The organism is Zwartia vadi (assembly GCF_030410375.1).
Taxonomy (GTDB): domain Bacteria; phylum Pseudomonadota; class Gammaproteobacteria; order Burkholderiales; family Burkholderiaceae_B; genus Zwartia; species Zwartia vadi.
Genome location: NZ_JAUHHE010000008.1, coordinates 1 through 24,137, shown reverse-complemented (window position 1 = coordinate 24,137; position 24,137 = coordinate 1). Strand labels below are relative to the sequence as shown.

Annotated in this window: 24 protein-coding genes; 9 read left to right on the top strand and 15 right to left on the bottom strand. The window is 50.3% G+C overall.

What is annotated here, in order from left to right; genetic code table 11:
* Window positions 1–12: 12 nt before the first annotated feature.
* The 9 genes from QWY27_RS08315 to QWY27_RS08275 all read right to left on the bottom strand — a co-directional run bounded on the left by QWY27_RS08315 (window position 13) and on the right by QWY27_RS08275 (window position 10,008).
* On the bottom strand, window positions 13–1,674 hold the full coding sequence (locus QWY27_RS08315; RefSeq protein WP_290196608.1) for an acyl-CoA synthetase: 1,662 nt from the start codon (window positions 1,672–1,674) through the stop codon (window positions 13–15).
* Complete coding sequence (locus QWY27_RS08310) at window positions 1,671–2,783, bottom strand: TauD/TfdA family dioxygenase (protein WP_290196606.1); 1,113 nt, start codon at window positions 2,781–2,783, stop codon at window positions 1,671–1,673. The genes QWY27_RS08315 and QWY27_RS08310 overlap by 4 nt, the downstream gene beginning before the upstream one ends.
* Before the next feature lie 23 nt (window positions 2,784–2,806).
* On the bottom strand, window positions 2,807–3,817 hold the full coding sequence (locus QWY27_RS08305; protein ID WP_290196604.1) for a tripartite tricarboxylate transporter substrate-binding protein: 1,011 nt from the start codon (window positions 3,815–3,817) through the stop codon (window positions 2,807–2,809).
* 107 nt (window positions 3,818–3,924) lie between these two features.
* Window positions 3,925–4,683 (bottom strand): GntR family transcriptional regulator, encoded by a 759-nt coding sequence (locus tag QWY27_RS08300; RefSeq protein ID WP_290196603.1) that lies wholly within the window; start codon window positions 4,681–4,683, stop codon window positions 3,925–3,927.
* A gap of 10 nt (window positions 4,684–4,693) precedes the next feature.
* Entirely contained in the window at window positions 4,694–5,884 is a 1,191-nt protein-coding gene (locus QWY27_RS08295; protein WP_290196601.1) for a CaiB/BaiF CoA transferase family protein, read from the bottom strand.
* Window positions 5,881–7,053 (bottom strand): acyl-CoA dehydrogenase family protein, encoded by a 1,173-nt coding sequence (locus QWY27_RS08290; protein WP_290196599.1) that lies wholly within the window; start codon window positions 7,051–7,053, stop codon window positions 5,881–5,883. Before QWY27_RS08290 ends, QWY27_RS08295 begins: the two co-directional genes overlap by 4 nt.
* Window positions 7,054–7,099: 46 nt before the next feature.
* Window positions 7,100–8,503: an MmgE/PrpD family protein gene (locus QWY27_RS08285; protein ID WP_290196597.1), complete on the bottom strand. Its 1,404-nt coding sequence runs from the start codon at window positions 8,501–8,503 to the stop codon at window positions 7,100–7,102.
* A 47-nt stretch (window positions 8,504–8,550) separates the two neighbouring features.
* The gene (locus tag QWY27_RS08280; protein ID WP_290196595.1) at window positions 8,551–9,054 is read right to left on the bottom strand and encodes a MaoC family dehydratase; all 504 of its coding nucleotides are present in this window, start codon (window positions 9,052–9,054) and stop codon (window positions 8,551–8,553) included.
* 48 nt (window positions 9,055–9,102) lie between these two features.
* Window positions 9,103–10,008 carry a LysR family transcriptional regulator gene (locus QWY27_RS08275; RefSeq protein WP_290196593.1) on the bottom strand — a complete coding sequence of 302 codons (906 nt, stop codon included), beginning with the start codon at window positions 10,006–10,008 and terminating at the stop codon, window positions 9,103–9,105.
* 138 nt (window positions 10,009–10,146) lie between these two features.
* On the opposite strand from QWY27_RS08275, the gene QWY27_RS08270 reads away from it, so the two are divergent.
* The 8 genes from QWY27_RS08270 (at window position 10,147) to QWY27_RS08235 (ending at window position 18,179) form a co-directional block, all read left to right on the top strand.
* Window positions 10,147–10,932, top strand: coding sequence for a glutaredoxin domain-containing protein (locus QWY27_RS08270; protein WP_290196591.1), 786 nt, complete (start codon window positions 10,147–10,149; stop codon window positions 10,930–10,932).
* Between the two features lie 53 nt (window positions 10,933–10,985).
* Complete coding sequence (locus QWY27_RS08265; protein ID WP_290196589.1) at window positions 10,986–12,332, top strand: amidase; 1,347 nt, start codon at window positions 10,986–10,988, stop codon at window positions 12,330–12,332.
* A gap of 76 nt (window positions 12,333–12,408) precedes the next feature.
* Window positions 12,409–13,497 carry a TRAP transporter substrate-binding protein DctP gene (dctP, locus tag QWY27_RS08260; RefSeq protein WP_290196587.1) on the top strand — a complete coding sequence of 363 codons (1,089 nt, stop codon included), beginning with the start codon at window positions 12,409–12,411 and terminating at the stop codon, window positions 13,495–13,497.
* Complete coding sequence (locus QWY27_RS08255; RefSeq protein WP_290196585.1) at window positions 13,494–14,057, top strand: TRAP transporter small permease subunit; 564 nt, start codon at window positions 13,494–13,496, stop codon at window positions 14,055–14,057. The genes dctP and QWY27_RS08255 overlap by 4 nt, the downstream gene beginning before the upstream one ends.
* On the top strand, window positions 14,054–15,349 hold the full coding sequence (locus QWY27_RS08250; RefSeq protein ID WP_290196584.1) for a TRAP transporter large permease: 1,296 nt from the start codon (window positions 14,054–14,056) through the stop codon (window positions 15,347–15,349). Before QWY27_RS08255 ends, QWY27_RS08250 begins: the two co-directional genes overlap by 4 nt.
* Before the next feature lie 42 nt (window positions 15,350–15,391).
* Entirely contained in the window at window positions 15,392–16,021 is a 630-nt protein-coding gene (locus QWY27_RS08245) for an isochorismatase family protein (RefSeq protein ID WP_290196582.1), read from the top strand.
* Window positions 16,022–16,042: 21 nt separating this feature from the next.
* A complete protein-coding gene (locus QWY27_RS08240) occupies window positions 16,043–17,254 on the top strand; it encodes a CaiB/BaiF CoA transferase family protein (protein ID WP_290196581.1) in 1,212 nt (403 codons plus the stop codon).
* A 46-nt stretch (window positions 17,255–17,300) separates the two neighbouring features.
* Window positions 17,301–18,179, top strand: a complete 879-nt coding sequence (locus QWY27_RS08235) for an isocitrate lyase/PEP mutase family protein (RefSeq protein WP_290196579.1) — start codon at window positions 17,301–17,303, stop codon at window positions 18,177–18,179.
* 34 nt (window positions 18,180–18,213) lie between these two features.
* On the opposite strand, the gene QWY27_RS08230 is transcribed toward QWY27_RS08235, so the two are convergent.
* Genes QWY27_RS08230 through QWY27_RS08210 form a run of 5 tightly spaced genes read right to left on the bottom strand, consistent with a single transcriptional unit; the run spans window position 18,214 to window position 22,296 of the window.
* Window positions 18,214–19,104 carry a beta-keto acid cleavage family enzyme gene (locus QWY27_RS08230; protein ID WP_290196577.1) on the bottom strand — a complete coding sequence of 297 codons (891 nt, stop codon included), beginning with the start codon at window positions 19,102–19,104 and terminating at the stop codon, window positions 18,214–18,216.
* A complete protein-coding gene (locus QWY27_RS08225) occupies window positions 19,105–19,779 on the bottom strand; it encodes an RraA family protein (protein ID WP_290196575.1) in 675 nt (224 codons plus the stop codon).
* Between the two features lie 18 nt (window positions 19,780–19,797).
* Window positions 19,798–20,784 (bottom strand): Bug family tripartite tricarboxylate transporter substrate binding protein, encoded by a 987-nt coding sequence (locus QWY27_RS08220; protein ID WP_290196573.1) that lies wholly within the window; start codon window positions 20,782–20,784, stop codon window positions 19,798–19,800.
* Between the two features lie 57 nt (window positions 20,785–20,841).
* Window positions 20,842–21,768, bottom strand: a complete 927-nt coding sequence (locus QWY27_RS08215; RefSeq protein ID WP_290196571.1) for an allantoinase PuuE — start codon at window positions 21,766–21,768, stop codon at window positions 20,842–20,844.
* Between the two features lie 51 nt (window positions 21,769–21,819).
* Window positions 21,820–22,296 (bottom strand): ureidoglycolate lyase, encoded by a 477-nt coding sequence (locus tag QWY27_RS08210; RefSeq protein WP_290196568.1) that lies wholly within the window; start codon window positions 22,294–22,296, stop codon window positions 21,820–21,822.
* 138 nt (window positions 22,297–22,434) lie between these two features.
* Between QWY27_RS08210 and QWY27_RS08205 the strand changes: the two genes are divergently transcribed.
* Window positions 22,435–23,409 carry an MBL fold metallo-hydrolase gene (locus QWY27_RS08205; RefSeq protein ID WP_290196566.1) on the top strand — a complete coding sequence of 325 codons (975 nt, stop codon included), beginning with the start codon at window positions 22,435–22,437 and terminating at the stop codon, window positions 23,407–23,409.
* Window positions 23,410–23,439: 30 nt separating this feature from the next.
* On the opposite strand, the gene QWY27_RS08200 is transcribed toward QWY27_RS08205, so the two are convergent.
* Entirely contained in the window at window positions 23,440–24,057 is a 618-nt protein-coding gene (locus QWY27_RS08200; RefSeq protein WP_290196564.1) for a MarC family protein, read from the bottom strand.
* Window positions 24,058–24,137 lie beyond the last annotated feature (80 nt).

Genomic DNA, 24,137 nt, shown 5'->3' with positions numbered 1-24,137 from the left:
AGAACGCTCGACTTAGACATCAATTGCATTGACTGCGCCCGAACGTTTGCGCAGTTCAAATTTTTGTATTTTCCCGGTCGAAGTCTTAGGTAACTCACCAAACTCGATTCCACCGGGTACTTTAAAACCAGCCAAGTGTTTCTTGCAGTGTGCAATGAGCTCTTCAATACTGACTTGAATGCCTGGCTTGAGCTCGATAAAAGCGCAAGGCGTTTCACCCCATTTCGGATGGGGCTTGGCAACGACTGCTACCGCCAAAACAGCGGGGTGTTTGTACAGAACATCTTCAATCTCGATGCTTGAAATGTTTTCCCCACCGGAAATAATGACATCCTTGCTACGGTCTTTGATCTTGATGTAACCGTCAGGAAAACGAACACCCAAGTCACCCGAGCGAAACCAGCCCCCGGCAAAAGCGGCTTCTGTCGCTTTTTTGTTGCGCAAATATCCCTTCATCCCCATGTTGCCACGCAAGACGATTTCACCAATTGTCTCTCCATCTCGAGGGACCGGCTCAAGCGTTTCAGGGTTCACAACATCGGCTCCGGCCTGCAGGTGATATCGCACTCCCTGTCTCGCGTTAAAGACCGCTCGATCAGCGATGGGGAGCGCGTTCCACTCCTCTTGGGGAGAACATACTGTGCATGGTCCATACACTTCAGTCAAACCGTACACATGAGTCAAAGTAATGCCCAAAGACTCCATGCTTTCAATCAGGGTTGCAGAGGGCGCAGCCCCTGCCACCATTGCCTGAACACGACGTCCGTTCAACTTACTCACACCTTCTTTTTTAATGGCGTCCGGTGCGTTCACGAGCATACTGTGGACAATCGGTGCACCGCAAAAATGTGTCACCTCGTACTCATTGATCGCTCGAAATACAGCTTCCGGTGTGACTTTGCGCAAACAAACATTCACACCACCGCGCGCTGCAATCGCCCAGGGATATGTCCATCCATTGCAATGAAACATGGGCAGTGTCCATAAATACACCGCATGTGTTGGTAAATCCCACTCCAGAATATTGCTGATCGCAGAGAGATGCGCGCCGCGATGAGAATACACGACACCCTTTGGCTCACCCGTGGTACCCGAGGTGTAGTTCAAAGTAATCGCATCCCATTCATCGCCTTCAAAATGGATAGGATGATGCGCGGCACGCTCAGCCTGTGCTGCAAGCAGGGTCTCGTATTCGTGAGAGCCGATTCGTTGTCCATCGCCTTGATACTGAGAGTCATCGATGTCGATAACGATCGGCTCAACGTCTGCCTGTGCTATCGCCTCCTTCATTACTTTCGAAAACTCGCGATCGATCAATACAACTTTTGACTGTGCATGATTGAGCATATAGGTCAAACTCGCAGCATCCAGCCTTGTATTGAGCGTATTCAAGACTGCGCCAATCGCTGGCACGCCAAAATGACTTTCAATCATTTCAGGCGTGTTCGCAAGCATTGCGGTGACCGTATCACCCTTTTTTATACCCAACGCGCGCAGCGCATGCGCCAATTGCATGCTCCGCGCATAAGTCTGGGCCCAATTTCTGCGGATGGAACCATGAACAACCGCAGTCCTTGTGGGATAAACCTCAGCGGCACGGACAATAAAATCAACCGGCGTGAGTGCCGCGTAGTTAGCTGGGTTTTTAGGCAAGTCTTGTTCGTAAATATTCATGTCGTCAATTGGTCTCTATCTAGATACACTCGACAGGCAATTTCGTGTTCAGCGCACAAGCGCTCCTCAAAGGCTCTGATTTCAGGGGTAATCCCTATGCCACGAAACCCACCACGCAGGGAGCGCGTGGATGTGTCTTTATACGCAATTTTCCACTCATCGGGAAGAGGCTGACCCTGAGGCAAAGACAACCACAAGCGCAAAAGATGACGGCGGCGCTCAGGCTCGGGGAAATCTTCATACTCGGTGCGGGCATGCAACACCACATGATTGTTCAAAAATTGAAAATCACCTTGCTGCAAGTCCATGTGATAACAAATTTCCTCACTTGCCAGCAGCTCGTCAAACATATCAAGTGCCTCTGTTTGCAGGGCACTCAAGCGCGGGACCTCATCAAAAGTAATCTGCGCGCCAGTAATATGATTGCGGATATGGCGGCAAGCAAAACGGCCATCTTTAAAACCAACAATGGAAGCTTGGTAGTAAGGTGGCTCTTCGGGTGCATGCTCACCCTGACGACTAAAATAAAAGGGCTCGGTCAGGACTTTAGCCAGATCAGGTCGACGACGCTCGAGTTCCTGATACGCACTTAAAGAACTTGAAATCAAACTCTTTCCTCCGCTTTTAGCAGTGTGCAGACACATTAAGCCCACCACATCACTACCATCCGAATGGAAATCAAGCTTCGAGTTGGTGTTGTAGCCACGCCCTGTGCCGCCACGATAAGTGCCGCCCGCATTCATGACATCAGACACGAACTGACTTTGTTTGCCTTGAGGACGCGGGACGCCAAAATGCAAGCCCATGCACCAAAACAGAGTGCGCATTTCTTCTTTAGTCCAGCGCGCAACAGGGAAACCGCGCAGCACACACAACCCAAAGCCCGTTTGGGTGGCGTCCATCGTCTGGGCAAGTAATTTTTCCGTGACAGGTGTCACAGGAAAATCTGAAGCAGAGAGCTCGAACTCATTTTTGCCAAGCTTTAAAACATGGCGTAAACCTGCTTCGAGGTCTTCAATTTCTTGCTCAGTCAGATGATGAACCCACGAATGGTCATTTTCCAAAGTCGCCCGTTTCCAGCCAAGCGGGGATGTGTGTGTCTGTGTCATATTCATTTCCTTGATGCAATGATTTAATCGCCCTGGAGATTGATACGTTTAGCCAGGTCTTGTAAGAATGCAGATTCGCGTTTGATACGCTCGTGAAATTCAGGAACAGGCTGCGCAACAGGCCAGGCTGCTTGGTCGGCAAGCGCGGCTTTCATGTCGGGAGAATGCGCGACTTGATTCACCGCCTTTTGCATCGCTTCGAGGAGCTTCATGGGTGTTTTTCCCTGCGCATACATCGCATAGCTCATGGTGATGTCAAAATCCTTCAGGCCCGACTCTTGCATCGTGGGGACATCCGGAACAGCTGCGGAGCGTTTCGCGCTTGTCACCGCGAGGGGCGTCAAACGACCCGCATTCATCAAGTTACGTGCTGTCAGAATGCTCGTCACACCAACTGTCGTGACGCCTGAAACCACATCAGTCATCAACGGCGCCCCGCCTTTGTAGGACACGCTCACCATATCTAGACCTTGTGCGTTTGCGTACATCGCACCAACAAGTTTGGTCATATTTTCAGAGCTGCCATAAGAATATGTCTTTGGCTTTTCTCGCATCGCCTTGGTGAACTCTGCCATCGTCTTGGCGGGAAACTGGGAAGACGTGACAAATATCAAAGGCGAATCAGCCACAACCGTCACGCCAGCAAGATCCTTGAACGTGTCGTATGGCATATTTTTGGTGACGATGGGATTGATTAAGTGTGTGGACACCACAATCACAAAAGTATGGCCATCAGGCTCGGACTTTGCCACAACGTCCGTACCGATAATCCCGTTGGCACCCGGCTTGTTTTCGACAATGACATTTTGCTTGAGCAAGGGACCTAAACCTTGCGCCAATCGACGTGCGATGATGTCAGTGCCTCCGCCGGCAGAGTACGGCACGATGATACGAATCGGCTTGTTTGGCCAGTTTTCTGTTTGAGCGTGCGTAACAGAGGGCATTGCCGTGAATACGCCAGCGAGCGCAAGTGCGCAGCTCAAAGCGAGGAGTTGACGACGCGATTGCTGAGGGGCGAGGTGTTTAGTAGTCATATGTGTCTCCGTAATTTTGTGGTTATATAGTTTTGTGGTTTTATCGTTTTATTTGCTGCTTAAACCGAAGGTATGCCCCTTCTTTGGTCACTTCGTTCAATATTTTTTCAAAGAACCGTATGATCTCTTTGGAACACCTCTCTATAAGTAAATCGATCTGCGGGATGCGTGTTGTGTGCTTGCTCAATCAAGTCGCCACGTTCGTCAAAGTAGCGTCGACAGACCCAAAGCGCCGGTGCGCGGGCTGAAGTCTTTAAGCGTTCAACCATCTTAGGATTCAAGGTGATTGCCCCAATCTCTTGCTCAACCTTCGATATTTTGACGCCAAACTCCTTTTCAAGAATCGCGTAAATAGGTTGTTTTGTACGGGAGTGAATGCCAGTAACCGATCTCAAATGCGGGGCAATAAAAACCTCTGTATGACAAATGGGTAATCGTTCATTTCGCGCAAATCGCATACCTTCAACATGCAGCCAGGTCTCTTTGGGGGAGACTCGCAATTGCTCGGCACGTTTCACGGTGAGTTCTATGATCTGCTTACTCTCAACGACTAGAGTTGTCTCGTCCACATACTGCTGCAAATCCGCCAAACCAGACATCGTTTGTGTGTAGCGCGCATCCACTGGAGCAGACTGCACGCGACTCCCCACGCCAGCCTGTCTGACCACAAGGCCCTGCTGAACAAGAAGCTTGACTGCTTCACGTACAGTGAATCGCGACACACCAAATTGATCGCACAGCTCAAACTCTGTTGGTAAGAGTCCGCCGATTGGATAGCGACCCGATTCGATTTCGCGCATCAAAGTCGTTGCCAACTGAACATAGCGAGGTTTAGTGCCAAGATTTGCACTGGCTAGAGAACTCATAATACAGAACTCATATAACAGCATGCTCCCGAAGGAACTGAATCTGCTGCTCTGAAAATCCAGCCTGCTTAAGCAGTTCTTGAGTGTGCTCACCGAGTCCAGGTGCTGCGTGCGTGGGTGCGACTTCTCCCGGACAGCGAATGGGCGCCGCCAAACCGGCAATGGACAAACCGTCTGGCGATGTCGCATTGACCACTCCTTGCCGCGAGTGAACAAAAGGATTGTCCAGGGCTTGAGCGACGTCATAGACTGGCGCGGCAGGTACAACCCCTTCGAATTTTTTCATCCAGTTATTGGTTGTATCCGTGACAAACACAGCCTCAAGCGTCTCATTAAAGAGTGTCCGATTAGTGAGTCGGTCCTTGAAAGTTTTAAACTCTGGACGCATAGACCACTCAGGATGACCCATTTTTTCAGCGAGGATCGGCCAGAACTTTTCTTTATTACACATGATGAAAATCCAGCCATCCTGTGTCTGATAGAGCTGGCTTGGCACAAGGGATGGATGAGCCGAGCGAGGTGCTCGACCTGTGACATGACCGCCGTTTAAATACCAGGTGGCCAAGTATGCGAGGTTATGCATGGCCACATCAAAAAGACTCACATCTATGTCGCGTCCATAACCAACTTTCCGCGCACCAAGCACAGCGGATACTAAGGCCAAAGCTGCGGTTGTGCCTGTCATCAGGTCGATCATTGACAAGCCAAAGCGAGCAGGCGGACCATCTGGCTCACCTGTCAACGACAAGTAACCTGCCTCTGCTTGCATGAGATAGTCGTACCCGGGCCAACTCGCACGCTGACCTTCTCTGCCATAAGCCGACAAATGGGCGCAAACAACATCAGGTCTGATATGTTTCAGCGCACTGTAAGTCAACCCCATTTTTTCAGGCAAGTCGCCGCGCAAGTTGTTAAAGACTGCGTCAGCATCTTTGACAAGAGCATGGAGAACAGCCTTGCCTTCTGGATGTTTCAAATCAAGTTTGATGCTTTTCTTATTTCGATTGAAGGCTTGAAAAAAATGACTATTTTCTTGACCAAAGAAATGTGGGCCGACATTGCGACCGACGTCTCCACCGTCATGAGGATTTTCGATCTTGATGACCTCCGCGCCCAAGTCCGCAAGGTGCTGAGTGCCAAACGGTCCCGCACCATACTGCTCGATGGCGATAATGCGTAAACCAATCAGCGGCATTGTCATGCAGGGTTCCTTTCAATCAATTGCTTGGCGATAATGATGCGCTGCATTTCATTGGTTCCTTCACCGATGACCAGCAGCGGCGCATCGCGATACAAGCGTTCCACAATATATTCCTTGGAGTAACCATAGCCTCCATGGATACGCATGGCATCGGAACTGTTTTCGACCGCAGCTTCGGTGGCAAAGAGTTTTGCCATTCCGGCTTCCATATCGCAGCGTGCGCCCCGATCGTATGCCTGGGCAGCTGTCATGGTGAGTAATCTTGCCGCTTCAGTACGGGTAGCCATATCACCTAGCTTGAGCTGTATGGCTTGGTGTTCACAAATCGGTTTACCAAACGTTTTGCGAATTTGTGAGTAACGCACGGATTCGTCGAGCGCGGCTTGTGCCAAGCCAACACCACGGGCGGCGACGTTGATACGGCCAAGTTCGAGTCCGCCCAGGATCATTTGCAGGCCTTTGCCTTCGACCCCACCGATCAGCCTGTCTTTTGCAACCTTGTAATCATTGAAGACCAACTCAGCAGAGTCGATGCCCTTATAACCAAGTTTTTCAAGTTTGCGGCTGACAGTGAATCCATCCCCCTTTTCCGCAATCAACAAGCTCATGCCGCGATGACGGGGATTGGCTGTCGGATCTGTTTTAACAAGTAGCGCAAAACAGTTTCCGTATATACCGTTACTGATCCACATCTTGGTACCGTTGACGACGTAGTGATCACCCGTCAATTTCGCGACCGTGCGAATGGCTTGCAAATCCGTCCCGCAATCCGGCTCAGTCAAGGCGATTCCACCTCGCAACTCGCCCGTTGCGAACTTAGGCAACCAGTAAGCTTTTTGCTCGGGAGTGCCGCAGCGCTGCACACACATCGCCATGATCAAATGCGAGTTAATGATGCCGGCAACCGACATCCATACCGTAGAGATTTTTTCAATAATCTTTGCGTAGGTAACAGTCGACAAACCCAATCCGCCATATTCGGTCTCAATCAAGCAACCGAACAAACCCATGCCCTTCATTTTCTCGACAATCTCAGCAGGATATATATCGTCATGTTCGAGTTTTTGAGCGTATGGCTTGACCTCTTGCATCAAAAACCTTTCCACGCTATCCAAAATTAGCGCTTCCTCGTTATCGCCCGTGTCACTCTGTTGATGATTGTGCTGCACAGTGTTGATCCTTTATTAAATTGATGCGTGATAATGCGCCTGAACCTCAGCGCCCAAGAACTTCAGCCAGCTGTCGGGCAGAATGTGCTTCCATACCGAGTACGGCTTGTTCAATTGCGACGACACGCTCCGAACCAAGCTCTCTAGCCGCGTTTTGACGGAATTTTTGAATAATGTCATCGGCTGTGAGGGGACGATCCACCGCACCCCTATTGACTGCTTCGCGTTCACGTACGACTTTTCCATTTTTAAGCGTCACGATGACTTCACCATCGTAATATTTCGGAAAGGAAGTATCCGGATCATTGCGATAGAAAGTCCGGCTGGCAAGATCCAACACTTGCGGATCAAACAAGGCGGGAGCCTCGATATCCTCAAGTGTGAGTCTTCCTTTGATTAACCCGGTTCCCACAAGATAAGGGATACTGAATTGCGCCTCGTAGGAATTGGCCGGATTACGTTTCTGCACCTCAGGTTCACACACAGTCTTAACGACTTCGGCCGGTACCAAAACATCGACGCGAGCAATGTCTTCAAACGCGATGCCTTGACCATGAATCCTGATCGCTGCGTCGATTGCGGCATGCGTGAAATGACAGGCAGGCAGTGGTTTGACTGAGACATTGATAACTTCCCATACATGACCCAGGTCAGCCGTCGCCAGAGCAAGATCGTAATCTTGTTCGACAGGCAAATGACTGCGATACAAACCGAAGCGTCCCTCTAAGGCCATCCGGGTACCTCGATAACCATGCTTAGCCATCGTCGCGGCAGTAACACCTGCGGCGCCCGCCCAACCAGGATGCAGACGCTTATTCCAGGCACCATCATTTAAAAATTCCAGACTGCCGGAGCCAACAGAGAGAGCCAAACCCAAGGCGTCCACGTATTGAGCTTCAGTCAGACCCATCAAATATCCCGCTGCAACAGTGCAACCAAAGGTGCCGATCAAGCCAGTGGGATGAAAGCCCACTTGATGAAACCCGCCCTTTGCAACAGCTCCCAAGCGAGTGGCGATTTCAACACCGAGAATATAAGCCGTCACTAAATCTGCGCCCTTGCGGTCATACTTTGCCGCCACAGCCAGCACAGTAGGCAGCACAGACGCGGTCGCATGAATCACGCCTTTGGCATGCGTATCGTCAAAGTCCAGACCATGAATCAAAATGCCATTCATCATGATGGCATTGCGCGTATCAAGCTTTTCTGCTGTGCCAATCACCATGGATTGACCGCCTTCGTTCAAATCCCGAATGCCAGCCATCGCTTTCTCAGCAAAGTCATACGCTCGCGACGCAAAGGCGATGCCCAGAGAGTCGAGCATTAAATGTCGCGCACGCTCGCGTACCGCCTCTGGTATGGCTTGCTTGTCAAAGCCTGCCGCAAAGGCAGCAAGCTGTTCGGAAATCGACGTGGTCGCTACCACCGCCTGGTTCAGATCGTTTTTCATGTCTCACTCCAACGTATCGGGGGGGGTGTAATCAAGCGTCCGGAAGACTAAGCATCACCTACACCATGGCCTCGCTTGGGGACGAGCGCAGAACGGATGAAGTTGATCACCTCTGTTCCATCCTGCTTGAATCCGCGTGTACGTACGGTCACGATGCCTTGTGTTGGACGACTCTTGGACTCTCGTTTTTCCAACACTTCTGATTCCGCGTACAACGTATCACCAGCAAAAACGGGTGCGAGCAAATTAATGTCTTTCCACCCAAGGTTTGCGATCGCCTTGCCGCTCACATCATTCACCGTCATGCCCACAACAACAGCCAGAGTAAATGCACTATTGACCAAAGGCTGACCAAACTCGCTTTTTGCCGCGAAATGATGATCGCAATGCATCGGATGCATATTCATTGTCAACAATGAGAAATGAATATTGTCCGTTTCTGTAATGGTGCGTCCAGGGCGGTGCTCGTAGGTCGCTCCGACCTCGAAGTCCTCGAGGTAACGACCGTAACTGGCGCGGTAACGCTTGGGACCGACTTCAAGAATTTCCATTGTCTCGTTCCTGCTTGGATGGTTGTGGTGATTTTTTTGTAAAGTTTATCACCTTGTCCGGACAAAGTCTTGGTTAAGAAAAAAATCGAGCAACGACTTCGCAGCTGCGCCGAGAGAGGCCTTATCCCGATATGCAATCCTGAACTTGCGAACCGCCCATTCATCTTCAAGCTGACAGACTTTAATTGGAAAGACCTTGCTACGCTGCTGCGCAGCAAAAGCCGGCAAAATACCCACTCCGATTCCCTCGGACACCATTCTGCAAAGCGTATCAAAACTACTCACTCGCATGCGCAAACGCCACTGAGACTGTGTCATGAGGGCTGCGGTGTTCAGCTGTTTATTAATGGCACTCCCGCCATACCAACTAATGAAATCATGATCCAATGTTTGTTCGAAACGCCAGCTGTCACGCTCTGAAAGCGGGTGTCCAGTTGGACAAATCAACACCAGCCGATCCTCACCGTAGGGAATGCTACATACGCCTTCTGGTGCGATCGCATTTGTAAACACGCCTATGTCAACTGCATTATCACGCACAGCCTGTAGCACTGTATCGCTGGTACGCTCGTCGATATGGAATTGAATGCCCGGATTTACTTTTAAAAAAGACAACAAATCCTCAGTCAAAAATTGTGCGACCGCTGATGTACTAGCGCAAATCCGAACAATGCCTTGCCCGCCCGAACAGAAATTTCGCATCAACAACGGGATGCCTTCGAGTTCGTTCAAGGCAGACTGCGCCAGAGAAAATAATGCATTGCCGGCATCTGTTGGCTCGACTCCTCGATTGGTGCGATGCAGAAGAACGGTGTTCAGACTTTCTTCTAAGTCACTGATGCGTTTGCTGACTGCGGTAGCTGCGATGTGGTGTCGAAGCGCCGCTGCAGCGATCGACTTTTCAGTTACCACAGAGATGTAAAGCTTGAGCGATAGTGGATCAAGCTTGGACATTTTTTTAACCCCTTCTGGTAGAAACCCGCGCTCTTGGTTGGTGAAGGCAGCCTCGCAAATGAAGAATGCTGGCTTCACAGTGTTTCAGACATAATGACACAAAATTCACTCTAATCAAGACTTAGATGGAGACTACAAATGAGTGTCGCAACAGAAGTCATTCGTGTTTACTGGCAACCTGGCTGTACGAGCTGCCTCAGAACGAAAGAGTTTTTAACCCGCTACGACATTCCGTTCGAGTCTCGCAACGTACTGGGCGATCCCAAAGCGTTTGAGGAACTCGCCGAGTTCGGTCTACGCCAAGTGCCGATTGTGACCAAAGGAAAAAACTGGGCGAACGGACAAGTCCTTAAAGATGTGGCGGATCTGGTCGGCATCAAAGGCGTCAATCTCACCATGCTGCCGGTTGATGAATTGAAACGTCGTCTGATGTTGGTTTTAGAGTCCTCTGAACGTTTCTATCAACAACTTCCCGACTCGGCATTGCACGCCATGCTGCCTAACCGGCCAAGAAGCTACACCGATCTGGTCTATCATATTTTCAACAATGCAGATGCGTTCTTAGAAGAAAAAGCTGGCATTCCCTTGACCTTTGAATCGTACAACCGCTTCCCTGCTCCAGAAGTCAACGGTCGGGAGGAAATACTTCGCTATATTCGTGACGTTCAAAAAAATGTCGCGGCTTGGTTTGATGGTCCAGGCAAACAATTTGGCTGGAAACAAAAAGCCGATGTGTATTATGGTGATCAAAACCAGCATCAGTTTCTGGAAAGAACCGTATGGCACAGCGCGCAACACGCCAGGCAGTTGATGTGGGTGCTAGAAGGTTTATCCGTAAAGGTCGATCGTCCGATACCGCCTGAAACGTTTGAAGGCTTGCCAATGCCTCAGAAAGTATGGGACGATGAAAAGATAGAGAGCTGAAGACCAACAATCTGAATCTCAATTGTCGGTTATTCAATCAGGGGATTGCAGCGGTGACACACACAGCACAAAATCGGGCTCAATACGCTTTGTCTCAGATAGAGCGCTGGAATCCCGTGCTCAATGCCATGCTGACCGTGACGGCATCCGAAGCCTTGAGGTCCGCTCAGCGCATGGATGCGCTGACAGAGCGAGGCGAATGGACTGGCCTGTTGGGTGGAGTCACTGTCTCACTCAAAGACAATATCGATTGGGTGGGCACAGCTACGACAGCTGCCTCTGTCATCTTAAAAGACAATCGACCCAAGCGTAACGCATTCATTGTTGATCGCTTGTTAAAGGAAGGGTCGATCTTGACAGGCAAGGCCAATTTGCATGAATGGGTTTTTGGGCCCACGAGTCAGAGTCAACACTTTGGTCCTGTCAAGAACCCATGGAATTTGAAATGTTTTGCGGGTGGCTCAAGCGGCGGCTCAGGCGCCTCGGTCGCAGCAGGCATGAGCGTTGTTTCAATTGGCAGTGACACGGGCGGATCTATTCGGATCCCGGCGGCATTCAATGGTTTAGCTGGTTTGCGGCCCACAATCGGACGCATTTCACGCAGTGGCAGCGTGGCCGTTAGCGCGCGCTTTGATAGCTTAGGTCCGTTGGCGCGACGTGTTTCTGATGTGGCGCGCACCTTTGAAGTCATTGCCGGTCACGATCCGAGCGATGCTTTCTCGATCGATCGACCCGTACCTGCAGTGATGCGTCGGCTAAACGATCCGGTCAAAGGCATGCGTATTGGCGTCATGAAAAGATGGTTCTTTGACGACATTCACCCTGATTTAAAAACCAGTTTAGATAAAGCCATCGGCATCTATCGCGAGCTTGGTGTTGAAATTGTCGATATCGATCTCGGTGACGTTGAGAATGCGCAACAGATGCTGGGATTTCGGATCATTCTGGCCGATGCCTACGCCGTACACCATGAACAGCTGGCTCTCAGACGTAAAGATTACGGTCAAGACCTCTTGATTCGCTATGACATTGGTAAAAGTGTCACGGGTGCACAGTATGCCGAAGCATTACGCTGGATTGAAAATTTTCAACTGCGTCTAGAGCGCGTGTGGCAATCGGTTGATGCCATGTTGCATCCCACTGTTCCATTTCCAGCACCCGAAGCCGCCGGCATGGATTACGGCAATGCGATACGTGCGATTCCAAAGTTCACTTGTGTGTTTGCAGCAGCGGGCACACCTGCACTTGCACTGCCCTGTGGATTTACCCAAAACGGCATGCCTCTTTCAATGGAACTCGCTGCGGCGCCATTTGCGGAGGAAACGGTGCTAAGACTCGGTCATGCATTTCAGCAAGTGACCGATCACCACCTTCGCGAGCCTGTCTTTCCTACAAGCTAAATAATTTTCGACACGATAGAAGTTTGTTTTTTGCAGTCCTTGAGTACATAAATTAATTATTAAGGAGCTGACCCAAATGAAAAAGAGAAATTTCCTAGCATCCCTCCTGATTGGCGGACTACTTGCTAGCACACCAGTCGTTGCCCAGGACTTTAAGCCGATGAAGCTCAAGGTCGCGTCGAATTATCCTGCGACCTCCTTGTTTAGCCGCGTACAACAACATTACTTTGATCAGGTCACCAAAAAGACCGGCGGCAAAGTCACGTTTGAATGGTTCTACGGCGGTGTGCTGCTCAAAGCGACCGATGTTTTCCCAGGCATCAGTCGCGGCGTGGTCGATATCGGCTTCTCGGTACCAGCCGCTTTTAATCCACGTGAATATCCAATCTCAGACATCACCTTACCCTTCATCACTGAAAATCCGGGTGCAGCGAGTATGGCGTTTCGCGATTGGTACAACACCAATCCCGCCGTACAAAAAGAATTTCAAAAGAACGATGTCCACATGCTGCTTAGCCTGCCCGCCGCGGAAAACGTTCTTTGGAGTATGAAAAAAGTCAGCACGGCTGCAGACCTGAAGGGCATGCGTATCCGTACGCTGCTCGGTCCTGCTGAGGTCTTGACCTCCCTTGGCGCGACGGCAGTCACGGTTCCCTACACCGATGCGATCGATCTGTTGTCGCGTGGCGGAGTTGATGCGATTTCGACAACGCCCTTTGAGCAAGGCGTCATGGATGGCTTGCCCAATATGGTCAACTATCTGACTAACGCGGCGCGTATGGGTATCTTTGCGACAGTGGTGACGGGTATCAATCTACAAAAGTGGAACTCATTCCCCAAGCCGCTTAAGGATATTTTCACAAGCTCGGCTAACGATGCCCTCATGTTTTATGTGAGCGAACAGAGCAAGGAAGCTGACAAATCAGTCGATATTCTGCTGAAGTCCACCAAAGTTCAGGTCTCAACGATGGATGCCGCAGAGGAAAAACGCTGGCGCGATGCCACCAATGAAGCAGTCCTGAAGAAGTATCTGGACAAGGCTGCACGCAACGGTGCAAACGGTCAGCAACTCGTTGACAGTTACATTGCCCTGGTCCGCAAGTATGAAAAAGAGTATCCATACGTGACGGGCGTTGACCGCTACATGGCGAAGAAAGGCAAATGAGCTGCCGCGACCAACTGATCCGCTTGACCGAGCGATCGAGCCGTATCTGTAAAGCGCTCGCTCGGTTTACGGGTCTTTTAATCATCGCGCTCATGATTGGGGTGGTCGCCGACGCCATGCTGCGAGGCATGGCGGGTGTCGCGATTTGGGGGGTTTTGGAAATCAGCGTTCTGCTTTTATTAGCGCTGATTTTTTTTGGTCTGCCCTCCACCCTAGCCTTGAGGGAAAACTTTCGCGTCTCAATCGTGGCAGATGCCTTTCCAAAGTGGCTTGACACCTTGGTCGCTTCGGCCTTGCTCGCGCTACAGTTGGCCGTGATCACCATGCTCGCGTGGTTCACCTGGAGGAGCGCCATTTACTCATTCACACGTGAAGAAGTCGCGATTGGCATGGTTGAAATTCCCCTATGGCCCAGCCGTACACTTGTCGCGCTGGGCTTCACCATCCTTGTTATTCAGACCATCATGCTAGTGATTGAGTTTGCTATTAAGGGCGAGCATCCCTATGCCGTGGATCTCGAAACTGAAATCCGTGATGAATTAGGCGAGAGTAGACTATGAGTCCGACCGAGCAAGGAACGTATTTAGTACTGGGCCTGTTCGGGCTCCTGGCGTTAGGTTTTCCCATCGCCTTGTCACTACTCTCCGCAGGCTTGATTGGCATCCTAGCCATGAATGGTTGGCGCTCGGCCGACTATTTGCTGGGTACCTTGCCTTATTCGATCTCTGCGGAGTTCGCTTTCATCGTGATCCCCCTATTTTTATTCATGGGGCACATGGCCTACTCGGCGGGAATCTCTGCAAAGGGATTCCAGGCTGCCAGAGCATGGATTGGTCACTTCACAGGAGGACTCGCTACCTCAGCTGTCGTCGCATGCGGAGCGTTTGCGACCGTATCAGGCTCCTCGATCGCCACGGCGGCAACAGTTTCTAAAATCGCCATCCCTGAGCTACTCAAAGCAGGCTATTCGAAAAAGCTGTCGGGTGCCTGTGTCGCCGTAGGTGGCACACTCGGTGTACTGATACCGCCCTCAACGATCATGGTACTGTATTCGATCGCCACCGAGACGCCCATTCCGGAACTCTTTATTGCAGGTGTCGTACCAGGACTGTTGACAATCCTTGTCTACGCGATCGGCATTTGGGTGATGGTCAAGCGCGATCCATCGATGAAAACGCTGACTGTGCAACCGCGCATGGGTTACCGCGAGCGCCTGAAAATCACTTTTTCCTCTTGGGAAATTCTTTTGATTTTCATTGCTGTCATGGGAACACTCTATACCGGCATCGCGACAGCCAGCGAAGCGGCCGGGATTGGTGCGTTTGTCGCGCTTGGTATCGCCATCTACCGAGGCACGAGCTGGGCTGAAATCAAAGGTGGGCTTCAAGCCTCAGGGGCAAGCACCGCATCAATTTTCTTTCTGATTATCGGTGCAGGAGTATTCAGTGCGGCGCTGGCGACCACTCAATTACCCCAAAGCCTTGCGGCATGGGCAATCGGACTCGACCTTCATCCGGTCATTTTACTGATCTGCCTGTTGATACCTTTCCTGATCCTGGGATGTTTTGTCGACGCAGCGTCGATGATTCTTTTAACCATGCCTGTCGTATTTCCCATCGTCAAGCAAGCAGGTATCGACCCCGTGTTGTTCGGCATTCTTGTTGTGAAAATGACCGAGATCGGCTGCATCACACCGCCTGTTGGCTTGAATGTGTTCGTCGTGGCCACGACGAATCCGCAAATAACGGTTCGTGAAATTTTTCAAGGCATCATGCCATTTTTCATCATGGAGATCATTATCGTTGGTCTTCTTATTGCTTTCCCTGCCATCACACTGTTTGCGATTCGCTAACAGACAGGTTGTTTATTTCATTCAAAAGCTTGAGGAGTTTTCATGTCGGATCTCGATATTTATAAAAAACAGCACTTCGGTCAAAAGATCGGTTTTGGACGTCAATCGGCATTACTGATCATCGATTTTCAAGTAGGCTTTTCAAGCGCGGATGTGCTGGGCGGATTCAACATCAACGAAGCAATCGCTAATACAGCCAAGCTTTTGAAAGGTGCCCGTTCAGCCAAGATTCCCGTGGCACATGTTCGCTTTGCCTCCGACTGCGAGGGTGTCGATATTGGCACTTTCGCAATCAAGGTGCCCTCGCTTAAAAAACTTTCACCAGACTCCAAAAATGCTCAGTTCGTGGATAGCGTGAAACCTAAAAAGGGTGAGTGGGTTTCGCTCAAGCGTCATAGCTCGGCCTTCTTTGGAACCAACCTTGCCTCTTGGCTCAGCTTTGTCGGTGCGGATACCTTGTTTATTACAGGATGCACCACAAGCGGTTGCGTACGCGCCAGCACGATCGATGCCTCAGCCTACGGATTGAGACCAATGGTCGTGACTGATTGCGTGGGTGATCGCGCAGAAGGTCCGCATAACGCCAGCATCTTTGACATGGGTCAAAAATATGCAGACCTACTCACCTCAAAAGAGGCCTTGGCATATTTCACTTCGCTTAAAAAGAAATAAGACAAACATGACCCTATCGTGATGAGTATGAACTCCACACCGCAGGCCTTATCTGGCTTGCGGGTCGTTGATATCTCGACCTTTATCGCAGGTCCTTTTTGCGCTGTTCAACTTGGTGAGTTTGGTGCAGAGGTCATTAAACTCGAGCTACCAGGTGGAGGCGATCCACTCCGAAAGTTCGGTACTCTAACTGAATGTGGAGACTCTTTGCCTTGGTTGTCCGAGGCGCGAAATAAAAAATCGATCACGTTGGACTTGCGCAAGCCTCAGGGAGCCGAGATCTTTAAGCGTCTGTTGGCGGACACCGATGTGCTCATTGAAAACTTTCAGCCGGGTACGCTCGAAAAATGGGGGTTGGGTTGGGACGTTTTAAAAACAGCCAATCCAAAGCTCATCATGCTGCGTATCTCGGGCTATGGACAAACGGGACCCTATAAACACCGGCCCGGCTTTGGTCGTATCGGGAACGCATTTGGAGGCCTCTCTTATCTGGCAGGCTTTCCAGATCAGCCGCCTGTCACACCCGGCTCCGCAACGCTTCCCGATTATCTGGCAGGCGTATTTGGTGCCTTCGGCGTCATGGTCGCGCTTGAAGCTCTGCGGAAAACCAACACTGGTCAGATGATCGACATTGGCCTGTACGAACCCATCTTCAGGATTCTGGACGAACTGGCGCCCGCCTTTCATCGAAGTGGTTTCGTTCGAGAACGCATGGGCTCCGGGACAGTCAATGTCGTCCCACACAACCACTATCCAACAGCTGATAAAAAATGGCTTGCTATTGCTTGCACAAGCGACAAAATCTTTGAGCGTCTTGCGCAAGCAATGGGGCAACCAGAGCTTGCTTTGCCTGATCGCTGGGGATTTGTTAAACAACGCGATGCTGATCGTGCACAGGTTGATGCCACAGTCGCTGCATGGACGCAATCCCACACTCGAGGCGAACTGATCGATATCTGCGAGGCCTTTCAAGTGCCCTGTGGTCCTGTTTACCGGATTGACGAGATCTTCGAAGACCCTCAATACGCAGCAAGAGAAAATATTTTGTTTTTTAATGATGAACGTGCAGGCGAACAAGCAATCCCGAACGTTGTACCAAGGCTGTCGGAAACACCTGGTCGTGTGAATTCTCTTGGACCAGCACTCGGTGCGCATAATGCAGAGATTTATCAAGGTAGACTAATGCTTTCCGATCACGAGCTCCAGCAACTCAAAGAAACTGGTGTGATTTGATTGAACCCATGCTGATCCTTATCGGCCCCACAGGAGACTTCAAAAAATGCTTGACGCAGCAGACAAACGCAAACGCTTGAAACAACGCTTTTCCGAGCCAGGACTGATTGTCGCCCCTGGCGTATTCGATATGATTTCAGCCAAGTTTGCAGACTCAATGGGCTTTGATGTCCTCTATATGACTGGTTATGGCGTGGTGGCTTCGTATTTGGGCCTTCCAGATGCTGGGCTGGCGTCTTATACGGAAATGCTCAATCGCGCGGGCACGATCGCCCAAGGCTGTCAGACACCTCTCATTGCAGACGCCGATACGGGCTATGGTGGCTTATTGAATGTTGCTCACACAGTCAAAGGTTATGAGGCTGCAGGTGTGGCAGGTATTCAGCTTGAGGACCAGGAGTTTCCTAAAAAATGTGGCCACACGCCAGGACGTCGCGTCGTGCCGCTCAAGGACATGGTTAATAAAATCAAGGTCGCGGTCGAAGCCCGTCGTCATGACGATTTCTTGATCGTTGCGCGCACGGATTCTCGCGCCTCTCATGGCCTGAATGAAGCCCTGGATCGTGCGCATGCATTTGCCGAAGCCGGTGCGGATATTTTGTTTGTTGAGGCCCCTGAGTCGACAGAGGAAATGGTCACCATTGGCAAAAGCTTCAAAAAACCACTACTCATCAATGTTGTAGAGGGTGGTAAAACGCCTGTGCATTCGAAGGCAGATCTTGAGAAAATGGGCTTCAAAATCGCCATCCACCCTGCCACAGCATTTTTAGCGGTTGGTCAAATTCTTGAGCAAGTGTATGGAACGCTTCTCAAAGAAGGCTCCTCGCAGTCCGTCTTGAAACAACTCTATGACTTCAAGAAATTCAGCCAGCTCATGGGCTTTGAAGCAGTCTGGGAGTTCGACCGCAAACACGCTGATATGTAGATGCAGTGTGGTGTCGACAAACCCTCCAGTTTAATCAACTGGAGGGTTTTTTAATCGCGAGAATTTTGCGTGCTTCCTCTGGAGAGGCAACCTCTCTGCCAACTAGTCTCGCAAGCTTAACGACCTCGTCCACCAACGCCGCGTTCGTTGGATAACCAAGCTCCGGATACGCATAGTCTCCGATGCCGATTGCGATATGACCACCTTGCTCAATAGCCGTCATTGCAAGAGGCAACAAGTTTCCGCTCTTGCAACAGACCGACCAAACTGGTTGAGTTTTGTTCGGCAAGTGATCCATATAGGCACGCAATCCGTCTGGCGTGGCTGGATGTCCGCCCATTACGCCGCCTTCTGTACAAATAAATGTGAAATAAGGTGGCGGATCAATCAAGCCCATGTCAATCAAGGCTGCACTCGTACGTAAAAAAGGAATACTCCAACATGCGAGTGCTGGCTTAATCCCCATCGCCTTGAATCGCTGCGCAAATAGTTGCAGTGTTTCATGGGAGTTCACATAGACTTTATCCAGCGTCTTAAATGATTTTGACGCTGCGTCATACGTATCGATATTGGTTGAACCCGGATCAATGCCACAAATTTCGGGGAGCAATTCAGGCCGGTCCTTAAAGTGCTCCAAATGTGCAATCCTGTCTGAGCTTCCACCAACCGTAATTTGGCCAAGCGTAGGATTGATAAGCAATCTAGAATGCGCTCTGATCGCGGTGACCGCCTCTTCATAAGCCTCAATACCGTGAGCAGGTGCGCCATCAGACTTTCTCATATGAAAGTGCACCATGCTCGCACCCGAGCCTTCAATTTGTTGTGCAGTGACACCGAGTTCTTTAGCACTCCAAGGGACATGGGGATTTTCATGTCGCATGGTGTATTCATTCACGCGCACTTCAATAATGAGTTTTTGCATCATTTACGTCTCTTGCCATTCCACACCGATATGATCGAGCAATGCATCGAGGTCAGGAGGCAGTGTTCCACCTGATTGAATGAATTTTGTTTTTATCTGGTCTTTCAGCTGAATATTGGTTAATTTTTCCAGCATCCCCGACAGTCTTGCAGGCGTCACGCACACAATACCGTCCTCATCGGCGATCACGAAGTCACCAGCCTCTATAGTGATGCCAGCGATCTGAACCGGTAAGCCGACAGTGCCAGGCCCTTGCTTGGTCGGAGCTTTTGGAGAATATCCTCGCGCATGAACGGGTAATCCTGCGGCATCCAGGCCTACGGCATCACGCACCAGTCCATCCGTGATGACGCCTAGAACTCCAGCATTCTTCATCAACCCCGCCAGATTGTCGCCGATCAAGGCACTCGAATCACAGCACTTACTCGCGATCACAACGACATCGCCAGGTCTGGCAAGCTTGAGCGCAGCATAAGGCGCCAAGTTATCCGCCGCGCCCAGCGTCGAAACTGTGAGGGCGGAACCCATCACGACTCCCTTGCCATGCAGTCGCTTGATCGGCCCGCCGATCACCCCGCAATCCTCACTTGCGTCACTGATCTGGCTAGAACAAAAAGCCCCAAAGCTGCTGAGCAGCTTTGGGTCAATCCTTGGCCAGTCACGTCGAAGCTTTAACACCGCTGGTGCTTGAAATATTTAGTTTTGGCTAATTTTTGCTGCCTTCACCACTTTACCGAACTCTTCCAAGTCAGCTTTGAGCGCAGCGCCGAATTGAGCAGGCGTTCCTGGCATCGGTGTGACGCCAAGCTTCTGCAGGCGCTCGACCACTTCAGGATCACGCAACACTTCATTGAGAGTTGTATTCAACTTATCAATGATCGGAGCAGGCGTCTTCTGAGGCGCAAGAATGCCAACCCAGGAGTTCAAAATAAAGTCCTTTTGACCTTGCTCGATAAATGTAGGCAAATCAGGGAGCGAGGAAGCGCGTTGGGCACTGGAAACTCCGATGCCCTTGATACGACCTGCCTGAATGTGAGGCAAGGCACCTGCGACAGCGGTGATGACAATTGGAATATTGCCGCCCTGGAGATCAATCATGGCGGGGCCGCCGCCCTTGTAGGCGACGTGTACCAAATTGGAGCCTGTCCTGACGTTCAAGCTTTCACCCATGATATGGGGTGTGCTGCCTGGACCCGATGTCCCGTAGCTTAAGCCCCCGGGCGTTTTTTTGGACAGGGCAATCACCTCATTCAGGTTGTTCGCCTGTACGGATGGATGAGCAACCATAATCAAGATCGCATCGCCAATCTTGCCCACCGGCGCAAAATCCTTGAGCGTATCAAAGGGAATATTGGCAAACACGTGGGGATTGATGACCATTGTGCCGTCAAAACCCAAGAGCAATGTATAGCCATCTGGGTCGGCGCGAACAACCTGCCCAGTCCCAATATTGCCAGAGGCCCCAGGACGATTGTCAACAATCATTTGCTTGCCAAGGCGCTTACCCATGTGCTCAGCGACAATGCGGGCGCTTGTGTCTGTGACTCCACCTGGCGCAAAAGGCACAACCAGTCTGATCGGTTTATTTGGAAAGTCCGACTGAGCAAAAGCAGTCGATAAACCAACTGCCGAGAGTCCAAGCGTCATTAAACTTGTGGACAAAAGCTTTTTAAAACTGACCATAATCTGTCTCCTAATATTTTTTTGCAACTTGGAGATTAGGAGAGAGATTAAATTAAGTCAATGGTTTTTAGTATTGATACCAGAGTAAGGATGGGTATTCATCCAATGGTTTGCAATATCGATTCTACGTGTCACCCAGACGTCTTTTTTTGTCATGATGTAATCAAGCAAACGGCGTAACCCTGCTGCGCGCGCAGGATGGCCGATCAGTCGCATATGCAGCCCGACTGACATCATCTTTGGGTGCGTTCGTCCCTCTTCATACAACATGTCAAAGGCATCTTTCACAAAACTAAACCACGCTTCAGACGTCCCGGCCACGTTAGCGTACTTGCCATCATTGTTTGTGAGTGAATACGGCACGACAAGATGCGGCTTTCCTTCAACGGTCTGCCAAAAGGGCAACTCGTCCGCATAGGAATCGGAGTCGTATAAAAATCCTCCCTCTTCGGCGATCAGCCTGCGAGTATTGACACTGGGGCCGTACCTGCAATACCAGCCAAGCGGTCGTTCGCCTATGGTTTTCTTAAGTGATGCGATCGCCAGACGGATATGCTCGCGCTCTTGTTCCTCAGTGAGCTCGAAATGTTTGATCCATCTCCAGCCATGGCAACATACGTCGTATCCCATCTGCCTGATCTTCTCCGCGGCTAGCGGATTACGCTCAAGCGCCAATGCGCAACCAAAGACTGTCAATGGCAGCTTACGTTCTTCGAACAAGCGAACCAGTCGCCAAAATCCCACGCGGCTGCCATACTCGAACATCCCTTCTGCTGCTAAGTCGCGCCCTACTTTGACTTGATTAGATCCATGGGCCTCTGTCAAACCCGTTTCAGTCATTGCCTCACCATCCTGAATAGAGGGCTCTGACCCTTCCTCATAATTGATGACGAAGTTAACAGCAAGCCGCGCCCCGTTCGGCCACTTGGGATCAGGAGGAGTATTCGCGTATCCAACAAAATCTCGTTCGGGTTGCCAGCTCATGCATACTCCTGAAGGGTGCGGATTGGACTCGACTCAACTCGAGTGGAATGACTACGGCTGCTTCACAATGAAAGGCGTGACAGAAACAAACTCTTCATCACCCGAAGTATTGTCTCTCCACATAAAAATATTAAATCTCGCAGTCTCGCCAAACACGGTCAATCCATGATGCCAAGTATTGGGTTTGTACGTGACGCCTTGGCTACCATCCGCCAAAAATGCCTCGACACGATCCAGATCCGGCTTGCCATCAGCGGCATGGGGGGCCACGACGATCAACCAAGTTTTCACATGAGCTGGCATGAAGGACTGGGAAGAAAACTCGTGACGCTCCAGCAAATTGATCTCGATTGGCAAATCTCGATTCGGCTCCTTGAGTGTGGTCGACAAAGAAGCCGATGCATGCGGCCGCAAATTACCCAAACTCTCCTGAAAATAAATACGTCCAGGTTGACTGGGCATCTCGATCACATCACCAAATGGCGCGAAATCTCTGGCATTCAAAGGTTTAATCGTGACTGATTTCATTCAATTTCCAAAATAGTGTCATGGAGATTTGCTTATATTTTTCTAATCTGTACTGCTGATTATCTACGAGATTTAGCCAAAAAAATATTGTTTTTCTATAAACTCCTTCATATCATCTAAAGCCTATGGAGTTTTGACATGCTGCTCGATACTGTTGATGCCCTAGACGTGCAGATTCTGGTCGACAATACCACTGACATGCTTTCAACGACTCCCCCTGGAGTCACAAGCGAAGCAATGGGCTTGTTTAGCAGAGGCGGGCAAATGATGGCGGGGATTTGTTTATGTTGCGCCGCACATGGATTGTCATGCCTCATTACTGCGCGCAAAGGTACAGATGAACGCACCGTCTTGTTCGATACCGGACCAGAGGACTATGCGTTTGAACGAAACGTCAGTCGCCTGGGTGCCGATCTCGGAAAGGTTCAATCTGTCGTGTTGTCTCATGGGCATTGGGATCACGCGGGTGCACTGCTGCTGGCATTGAATACAATCCGGCAAAAAAACGGGGGTCAATCCATACCGTTTTACGGACATCCTGATATGTTCTACAAACGCGCGGCCACTCTGCCTAACGGCAAATATCGTGAAATGATCGATATACCCAGCGTTGAACAACTTACCGCCGCAGGTGCGCAAGTTTCATTACATCGCGAATCTGTTTCTTTTCTTGAAAATATGTTTGCAGTCAGTGGGGAAATTCCGCGCCGTACGACCTACGAACGCGGACTCCCCGGCCAAGTCCGGAAAAATGCGCAAGGTCAATGGGAAAAAGATGAGCTACTGCTTGATGAGCGTTGGCTCGGTGTAAAAGTCAAAGATAAAGGACTTGTGATTTTTACTGCATGTTCACATGCGGGGGTCATCAATGTTCTTCTTGATGCGAAAGAGCGGTTTCCCGATACACCTATCCATGCGGTATTTGGTGGGTTTCATTTATCAGGCGCGAATGAAGCGATCATCCCTGATACTGTCGAGGGTCTGAAACAGTTTGGACTCAAACTCATCGGCGCAGGTCACTGCACAGGCTGGCGTGCAATCGCAGCAATGTCTCATGCGTTTGGTGATCAGGTTTTAGCGCCAACGGCTGTAGGCAAGCGGTATGTGTTTTAAATCTTCTCATAGAAAGCAACCCACTAAAAGCTATAAACCAAAACTCTCTTTAATCGCGATCACCATTCCCGATACCGCGATACTGCAAATCATCAAACCAAATACGCGTGTAGTGATCTGAATGCCGATCATGCCGACATAGCGGATGATCAAACCTCCCGCCATGAATGTGGCAAGGTGGATGGACAAGCACAACAGCACCACGAAGGTTGTCTGCAATTGTTCCGCCATCACGCGTGCATTGTTATCACTGAGCATCACAACCGTCAAAATCGCGCCCGCTCCAGCGATTGACGGCATGGCGAGTGGATAGACCGAGCGCTCAAGAATCGAGGCGTCAGGCGGCATTTTTGAGATTTCTTCGTGCATTTTTCCTGTCACCATGCTCAAGCCCAATGTGAACAAAATAAAAGAGCCGGCAAGCTGAAACGATGACGTGGGGATATCTAGTACTTTTAAAAACTCCAGACCTAAAAATATAAAAGCCGTGAGGATCACAAACGCGACTGTCAATGCAGTCAAGGCGACCTTGAGAGCTTCACGCCATTTCAATCCATACGTGACGGCCAAAAACACTGGCACAGTCGCGATCGGATCAAGGATCACCAACAAGGTAAAAAACTCATACACAAAGTCTGATGGGAACATATTGAGCAATCCTTCTACCATTTATCTTCGTTAAATATTAGTACTGAAGCACTTAACCATAGAGTCTAATTTACCTAGAT